General features: G+C 67.7%; 5 protein-coding genes and 2 pseudogenes. 6 read left to right on the forward strand and 1 reads right to left on the reverse strand.

Annotated elements, in window-relative coordinates; translation table 11 throughout:
* Positions 1–210: 210 nt before the first annotated feature.
* The 4 genes and pseudogenes from ACOJSN_RS08500 to ACOJSN_RS08515 form a co-directional block, all read left to right on the forward strand.
* Positions 211–546: a MerR family transcriptional regulator gene (locus ACOJSN_RS08500; protein ID WP_420112064.1), complete on the forward strand. Its 336-nt coding sequence runs from the start codon at positions 211–213 to the stop codon at positions 544–546.
* The gene (locus ACOJSN_RS08505; RefSeq protein WP_420112065.1) at positions 531–1259 is read left to right on the forward strand and encodes a hypothetical protein; all 729 of its coding nucleotides are present in this window, start codon (positions 531–533) and stop codon (positions 1257–1259) included. The genes ACOJSN_RS08500 and ACOJSN_RS08505 overlap by 16 nt, the downstream gene beginning before the upstream one ends.
* A 27-nt stretch (positions 1260–1286) precedes the next feature.
* Positions 1287–1796, forward strand: coding sequence for a hypothetical protein (locus tag ACOJSN_RS08510; protein WP_420112066.1), 510 nt, complete (start codon positions 1287–1289; stop codon positions 1794–1796).
* Positions 1793–1914: pseudogene (locus ACOJSN_RS08515) on the forward strand (IS481 family transposase); the annotation flags it as partial. The gene ACOJSN_RS08510 and the pseudogene ACOJSN_RS08515, both read left to right, overlap by 4 nt.
* 14 nt (positions 1915–1928) lie before the next feature.
* Here ACOJSN_RS08515 and ACOJSN_RS08520 read toward each other — a convergent pair.
* Positions 1929–2404 (reverse strand): annotated as a pseudogene (locus ACOJSN_RS08520) (IS5 family transposase); the annotation flags it as partial.
* A gap of 279 nt (positions 2405–2683) precedes the next feature.
* Between ACOJSN_RS08520 and ACOJSN_RS08525 the strand changes: the two are divergent.
* Both ACOJSN_RS08525 and ACOJSN_RS08530 read left to right on the forward strand, forming a co-directional pair.
* Positions 2684–4672, forward strand: coding sequence for an ATP-dependent nuclease (locus tag ACOJSN_RS08525; protein ID WP_420112067.1), 1989 nt, complete (start codon positions 2684–2686; stop codon positions 4670–4672).
* Positions 4659–6398 (forward strand): UvrD-helicase domain-containing protein (locus tag ACOJSN_RS08530; RefSeq protein WP_420112068.1); only part of this gene is annotated, 1740 nt, incomplete at its 3' end. The genes ACOJSN_RS08525 and ACOJSN_RS08530, both read left to right, overlap by 14 nt.

Raw genomic sequence — 6398 nt, forward strand, 5'->3', positions numbered from 1 at the left:
CACCCCCACACCGTCCCGCCGCCCGCACCGCACCGCCGCGCTGAGCACCGCTGGGACCCGCCGCGCCCCGCCCCGCCGGGTTCCGGCCGGAGCTCCACCACCTGGACGAGCGGGCGGCAGCACCTCCAGAGTTCCGGTGACGCACTACGTCGATGTTGACCTTCAAGTTGGTTGAAGCTCAATGATGGCGAGGTGCCACATTCCGAGCTGATGCCTATCGGGGTCTTTGCCCAGCGCAGTGGCTTGACCTCCAGCGCGTTGCGGTTCTATGCCGACCCCGGGCTACTGCCCCCTGCCGATGTGGACCCGGTCACGGGCTACCGCTACTACGTCGCCGCCCAGCTGGAGCGGGCGACCACGCTGCGCCAGCTCCGCGAGATCGCCGTGCCCATTGCTGCGGTCGATGCGGTCCTTGCCGCCGGGGTCGACGAGGCAGCACGGCTGCTCGACGAGCATGTCGCCAAGATCGAAGGTGATGCGGCGGCGGCAGGCAGAAGGCGGCGGTCATCAAGTCCACGCTCGGCGGCAACGTGCCCGGTCTGCTGATTGCCACGCTGAAGGGTCCCGTGCTGGCGGATGCTGTCGAGCAGGTTCTGACTGCGACCGCTTACGAGCTGGGGATGGCGGTGCTCGCCGGCCTGCACATCGAAGCGAGTGCCGAGGCAATCGCCCTGACGGCGACAGACCGGTACCGACTCTCCACTCGGACCCTGGTGCCAGCTCGGCCGGCGGAGCAGGCCTGGGCCGGCACGGTCGACGGCGACGACCTCCGGGCTGCGGTAGCCGACATCCGGCGCAGTGCGCTGGTCCGCGTCGAAGCGGTGCCGCACGGGATCTGGCTGCGCATGTCCGAGCGGGAGGACCGGTACTGCCGGACGCTACCTGAGGGGTTCCCCGACCACCGTCTGATGCTTGACTCCCTGGACGAGGTCACCACCCGCGTGACGATCTCGAAGGACCTGCTGCTGCGGGTTCTGGAAGAGCACCCCGACGAACACGTCGTACTGCACATCACCGATCACAGCATGAACATCCGGTCCCCGAACGACGAACACTCCGGAATTCCGCTCTCCGCCACAGCGACGGGCGAGGCCCTCCAGATCCGGTTCGAGATGACCACGCTCTATCCCGCCGTGAGCACAGCGATTGGCCCCGAGGTGATGCTCGACCTGCGCGGACACGACGGGCCCGTCACGATCCGCTCCGCCGACCGAGGCGATCTCACCACCCTTGCCATGCCCATCGAACTCGACCACTGAGCCTGAGAACCACGACGAGGAACCCACATGACCACCACACCTGCCAGCCCCGATCCGACCATGGAAGCCATCGGCCAAGCCGTGGTCGAAGGCCGAACGGGCGACATCCTTTCCGCCCGCCATAAGCTCCTGAACCTGTGGTCGGAGATCAGCGTCACCGGGGATCCGCTGCACCGTTGCTCACTCACCCACTACCTGGCGGACCTCTACGACGATCCCGCCCAGGCCCTCGCCTGGGACGTCCGGGCCCTTGACGCTGCCGAAGCCGTGACCGAACAGCGTGCCCATGAGCACCACACCAGTCTCCACATCGCCGGGTTCTACCCTTCTCTCCACCTCAACTTGGCCGACAACTACCGCCGCCTTGGGTCCTTCAACGCGGCTACCGAGCACTTCAGCGCAGCCCGCGAGCACGCACCCAGCCTCCCGCAGGACGCATACGGTGCTTCCCTGCGTACCGCCCTCGATGAGGTGGCAGAGGCTATCTCCCAGCGGGACATCACCAAGCGGCCCTCCGCACCTGGTCCCACTACGTGACGCATCGGGACGCGCCCCTCACCGTCGAGGGGCGCGTCGGCCGGTCGAGCGTTGCCGGACGAGGCCGATTGCGCATGTCGCGGCCGAGATGGGGATCTCTCGGGCGCGTGCATCTAGGCAGTTTCGTTTGGATCATCGGGCGGACCAGAGGAAGATGCCGGCGATGTGGAGTCCGGCCAGGTAGATGGTGGCGGTCTTCTCGTAGCGGGTGGCGATGCCTCGCCAGTGTTTGAGGCGGTTGATGCACCGTTCGACGGTGTTGCGCTGCTTGTAGGTCTCGCGGTCGAAGGCTGGCGGTCTGCCGCCTCGGTTCCCCCGACGGAGCCGGTGGCGGCGCTGGTCTGCGGGGACGGGGATCACGGTCCGGATGCCGCGCTTGCGCAGGTGCTCGCGAATCGCGCGTGAGGAGTAGGCCTTGTTGGCCAGGACCGTATCCGGTCGGGTGCGAGGTCGTCCTCGCGGGCGAGGAACGCGCAGGCGGGCCATGACCTGGGTGAAGGCGGGGCGTCGCCGGCCTGTCCGGCGGTGAGGACGAACGCGAGGGGTCGGCAGCGGTCGTCGGCGGCGAGGTGGATCTTGGTGGTCAGTCCGCCACGGGAATGGCCGATGGCGTGGTCGGAGGGTTCGCCGGCCGGGGCCCCTTTTTGCGGGCTCCGGCCGCGTGCTGGTGGGCCCGCACGACCGAAGCCCCGCTACACTTCCGCCACCCCAACGAAAGCTCCCAGGCCAGACACCGAACTCCTGCTGGGGCACTAGCGGCCGAGCTACGGCGGAGATCATCTACCAGGCGTTCTGGAAGACCACCTGACATCGTGAAACCTCCCACCAAGGCGAGGCCGACCTGGAAAGATGAAGCGCCTCATCACACCAGATCGACAAGGGGACGAATGGGCCTGCACATCTCACGGATCGAGATACGCAACTTCCGCAACTTCCGCCACCTCGTCATCGACGACTTCCCGGCCCACGCCGTGATCGTCGGCGAGAACGGCGTCGGCAAGTCGAACCTGCTGGAAGCGATCCGCTTGGTCCTCGACCCGTCTATCTCCGACGCGCGGCGGATGCTGCGCGAGGAAGACATCTGGGAAGGCCACCCCACGGGCCTCGCCGGCGGAGCCGAAGTGAGCATCGTGGTCGAGCTTCGCGGCTTTGACGACGATGCTGACGCCAAGAGCATCCTGTCCAGCGCCACGGTGGATTTCGCCCCCTACGTAGCCCGGCTGACCTACCGCTTCGCCCCGCGAACGGAAGTAATGACCGCCGATGGCTCCCAGGTGCAGCCTACCGGCCGGCCGCTGATCGCGAAGGACTACGACGTCGTCGTGTTCGGCGGCGACCGCGAGACCAACGACGTGCGCGCCATCCGCCGTGAGGTGGCCCTGCGCGTCCTGCCAGCCCTGCGCGACGCCGAAGGAGACTTGCACAATTGGCGGCGCAGCCCGATGCGGGACCTCCTCGAGCGACTTCCCCTGGACCCGGCGAACCTGGAAGCCACCGCCTCGGCGATCGCCGCCGCAGTCGACCAGCTCACCAAAGACGCCAACGTGGCCAAGCTGGAGGGTCACCTGACGGACCGGCTGGGAGACATGTTCGGACCGCGCTTGGCCCCCCAACCAACCCTCGGCTTCGCCTCCTCCAAACCGGACGAACTGATTCGCGCCATACGCCTGTTCTTCGACACGGCCCGCCGCAGGAGCATCTCCGACACCAGCCTGGGCAGCGCCAACGTCATCTACCTCGGCCTGCTCCTCGAAGCCCTCAGCCAGCAGCGACTCGACGAAGAGTTCATCGCCACCCTGGTCGCCGTGGAAGAACCCGAAGCACACCTCCACGTCAGCCTCCAGCGGCACCTCTTCGGCTACTTGCTGCGCACCGGGCCGTCGCTCATCCTCACCACCCACAGCCCGCACATCGCCGCCGTCGCCCCGGTCCGCTCCTTCATCGTGCTGCGCGCCACGGAGACCGGTACGACCGGAGCAACCACGGCCGCTATTCCCGTCAGCGACGCGGAAGCCGCGGACCTGGAGCGCTACCTCGACGTCAGCCGTGCCGAGGTCCTTTTCGCCTCCGCCGTGGTGCTGGTCGAAGGACTGGCCGAGCTGTACATCCTCCCCGCGCTGGCTGAAGCCGCCGGGTTCGACCTCGACGCGTACGGCACCGTGGTGGCCAGCGCCCACGGTACCGACTTCAAGCCCTACCGGGCGCTCCTCGGCCGAAACGGTCTTGACACCCCCCACGTGGTCGTCACCGACGGAGACGCCGCCCCCGACAAGCGCGGGGTGCGGGAAGCCGGTCTCAAGCGGGGCGCGAAGCTCCACGCGGAGGCATCCCGCAGCACGGCGCTCCTGGAGCAGATCGACCTTCTCCCGGAAGCCGGTGCAGCCGACTACCGAGCGCCCCGCGACCACCTCGCCTCAGAACTCCAGGGCCACGGCATCTACGTCGGCGCCCAGACCCTGGAGACCGACCTGTGCTCCCTGTTTGGCGAGGAGATCATCAAGGCGTTCGAGGAGCTGAACACCAACACCACCGCGCGCGACGACGTGAGCCGCGGGGTCGCCAACGAGCGGAGCACCACCGTCGATCCCGAGCTCCGGAAGGAGATGCTCAAGCGGATCGGCGCCCTCGGCAAGGGCCGCTTTGCGCAGCGCCTCGCTGGACACATCGCACGGGTCGACCTGGAAGGACGCATCCGAGACGAAACCGAGACCCCCTGTGACCTTCCCCTCGACCAGCAGGTCCTACGTCGCCTGGGCACGGCTTCCTACCTCTTCCTGGCAATGGAATGCATCAGCCGCGCGGCCCGCGGAATGGCACTGTTCTCCGGCCCCACGACACCGCACGTCAACGGGCAGGCCAGCGATGCAGGTCAGTGACACCCTGCTCGCGGAGCTTGACAGGCTGCACCCCAGGCAGCGGGCCGCCGTTCTCCACGACGGCAACGTCGTTCTGCGGGCCGGTCCCGGCAGCGGGAAGACCCGCACACTTGTCGCCCGGATCGCCTACGTCCTCCAGACGCAGATCTCCTCCTTCCGCGGCGTCGCCTGCATCACCTACACCAACCCGGCGGCCGAGGAGATCCGCCGCCGCGTCCACCGCAGCGGAGTGCGCGCCGAGGGGCGGATCACCTGTTCCACCGTGCACGCGTTCTGCCTCAACGAGATCCTGCGCGCCTTCGGACACCTGACCGGGCAGCCCGCGCCTGACGCAGGGCAAGTCCTCAACAAGGCGGCCACCGAGACGCTCCTGCAGTGGTGCTTCGAGCAAGTCGGCATCGGCGAGGTCCTCGCCCAACACCGCGTGCCCCAGAGCACCAAGATCCGCAGAACCCTGGCCTGCAACGAGGACCTCGATAGCTTCGACCCACGGGAGGTCCAGGCCGCACGCCTCTACGAGGAGCAGCTCATCCTGCGAGGCGAGATTGACTTCGAGGCCATGGTCATCCGAGCCGTGCACCTCGTCAGAGAGCACGCACACGTCCGCGACCTCCTGCGCGCCCGCTTCCCCCACGTCGTCGTCGACGAGTACCAAGACCTCGGCGGAGTCCTTCACGAACTCGTCCTCGCCCTGCGCGACCTGGCCGGCATCACAGTCTTCGCCGTCGGGGACACCGATCAGTCCGTGTACGGCTTCACCGGTGCCGACGCCAAGTACCTGACTCAACTGGCAGACCGAGAGGACTTCCGAGACGTCGAACTCGAGGTCAACTACCGCAGCGGCCAGGACATCATCACCGCCGCCGAAGCCGCCCTCGGGCTCCCCCGAGGCCGCCTTGCCCGCGAAGGCGCACCCCCCGGCGACGTCAAGCTCGAAAAGGTCGAGGGAGGCCTCCAAGACCACGCCCGAGTGACTTGCGATCTCATCGAGCAGGCGCACACCATGGGCATCAGCCCCGAACGGATCGCCATCCTCTACCCCGCTCGCGGTCGCCTGCTCGACGACGTACGCAGCGAGCTCACCCGACGCGAACTGGACTTCCGGCACGAGGGCGACGACAAGCTCCCCGCTGGCAGCCTCTCCCGCTTCATCCAGCGGTGTGCGGCCCGCGGCGTCACCAACTATCAGGTCCACGCAGCATCCGGCGCCGCCCGCGCCGACATGCTTCGCCGGGCGCAAGCACCGTCTCTTGCCTCCCTCGCACGCGCCCTCACCACACTGCGCACCGAGGCTCAGCTCGCCCCGCCCCCCTCACGGCTCCTCATCCCCAGGGCTCTGCAACAGTGCCTTGACCCCGCAGAGCTCTACCCTGCCGACGCCCCGGCCCACGCCTGGCTGGAGCAGCTGCGCGCCTGCTTAGCTCTCGACGAGGTAGCCACAGAGCACCCTGACCAGGACAACACGAGTAGCCTCGACACCCTGGCCGGTATGTGCCGCTCCAAGAATCTTGTGTTGCAGGACCTCGCGCGCGGCGAGGAAGTCGTCGGGAAAGTCCTGCTCGCCACCTACCACGCGGCCAAGGGGCGAGAGTTCGATACGGTGATCCTACCCGGCCTCCTGCAAGGCCTCCACCACCTTCTCGATCTTCTCCGGATTCAGCTTGCTCGAGGCCGCCTGAAACTTGCGGATCCCCGTATTAGCCGTGCGATAGAACAGGATCGCCTC

The organism is Pseudactinotalea sp., from assembly GCF_048594945.1.
Lineage (GTDB): Bacteria > Actinomycetota > Actinomycetes > Actinomycetales > Beutenbergiaceae > Pseudactinotalea.